Annotated in this window: 1 rRNA gene; it reads left to right on the forward strand. The window is 49.9% G+C overall.

Annotated features, from left to right (window positions below):
• The first annotated feature begins 279 nt into the window (after positions 1-279).
• Positions 280-1,815, forward strand: a 16S ribosomal RNA gene (locus I6E72_RS19570).
• The last annotated feature ends 48 nt before the right edge of the window (positions 1,816-1,863 follow it).

Below are 1,863 nucleotides of genomic sequence, written 5' to 3' on the forward strand. Positions count from 1 at the left end.
AAAAATAAAGGGTGTATTATTCGCATCCCTTGAGACGCTAAAGCGACTCAAAACGTTCTTTAACAATATAAAGCAATCATCTGTGTGGGCACTCGTACAGATTGAGTTCTAACAGCCAACCTACTTAGGTAGCGAGGCAAAAAAATTAGAGTCTCAATTGAAAACTGAGTGACCAACAGAATAGTTATTTCGGTAATTATTCGGCACAGTCAATTCAATATCGAAAGATATTAAAATAAATTCAGAATTCATTGAGCTGTCGAAAGACATAAAACTTTTTAATTGAAGAGTTTGATCATGGCTCAGATTGAACGCTGGCGGCAGGCCTAACACATGCAAGTCGAGCGGTAACAGAAAGTAGCTTGCTACTTTGCTGACGAGCGGCGGACGGGTGAGTAATGCTTGGGAACATGCCTTGAGGTGGGGGACAACAGTTGGAAACGACTGCTAATACCGCATAATGTCTACGGACCAAAGGGGGCTTCGGCTCTCGCCTTTAGATTGGCCCAAGTGGGATTAGCTAGTTGGTGAGGTAATGGCTCACCAAGGCGACGATCCCTAGCTGGTTTGAGAGGATGATCAGCCACACTGGGACTGAGACACGGCCCAGACTCCTACGGGAGGCAGCAGTGGGGAATATTGCACAATGGGCGCAAGCCTGATGCAGCCATGCCGCGTGTGTGAAGAAGGCCTTCGGGTTGTAAAGCACTTTCAGTCAGGAGGAAAGCGTGGTGGTTAATACCCATCATGTGTGACGTTACTGACAGAAGAAGCACCGGCTAACTCCGTGCCAGCAGCCGCGGTAATACGGAGGGTGCGAGCGTTAATCGGAATTACTGGGCGTAAAGCGTACGCAGGCGGTTTGTTAAGCGAGATGTGAAAGCCCCGGGCTCAACCTGGGAACTGCATTTCGAACTGGCAAACTAGAGTGTGATAGAGGGTGGTAGAATTTCAGGTGTAGCGGTGAAATGCGTAGAGATCTGAAGGAATACCGATGGCGAAGGCAGCCACCTGGGTCAACACTGACGCTCATGTACGAAAGCGTGGGGAGCAAACGGGATTAGATACCCCGGTAGTCCACGCCGTAAACGATGTCTACTAGAAGCTCGGAGCCTCGGTTCTGTTTTTCAAAGCTAACGCATTAAGTAGACCGCCTGGGGAGTACGGCCGCAAGGTTAAAACTCAAATGAATTGACGGGGGCCCGCACAAGCGGTGGAGCATGTGGTTTAATTCGATGCAACGCGAAGAACCTTACCTACACTTGACATACAGAGAACTTACCAGAGATGGTTTGGTGCCTTCGGGAACTCTGATACAGGTGCTGCATGGCTGTCGTCAGCTCGTGTTGTGAGATGTTGGGTTAAGTCCCGCAACGAGCGCAACCCCTATCCTTAGTTGCTAGCAGGTAATGCTGAGAACTCTAAGGAGACTGCCGGTGATAAACCGGAGGAAGGTGGGGACGACGTCAAGTCATCATGGCCCTTACGTGTAGGGCTACACACGTGCTACAATGGCGCATACAGAGTGCTGCGAACTCGCGAGAGTAAGCGAATCACTTAAAGTGCGTCGTAGTCCGGATTGGAGTCTGCAACTCGACTCCATGAAGTCGGAATCGCTAGTAATCGCGTATCAGAATGACGCGGTGAATACGTTCCCGGGCCTTGTACACACCGCCCGTCACACCATGGGAGTGGGTTGCTCCAGAAGTAGATAGTCTAACCCTCGGGAGGACGTTTACCACGGAGTGATTCATGACTGGGGTGAAGTCGTAACAAGGTAGCCCTAGGGGAACCTGGGGCTGGATCACCTCCTTATACGATTTAGAACTTATTTGTTCGTAGTGTCCACACAGATGATTGTTA

It is taken from the genome of Pseudoalteromonas sp. NSLLW24, assembly GCF_015864725.1.
GTDB lineage: Bacteria > Pseudomonadota > Gammaproteobacteria > Enterobacterales > Alteromonadaceae > Pseudoalteromonas > Pseudoalteromonas arctica.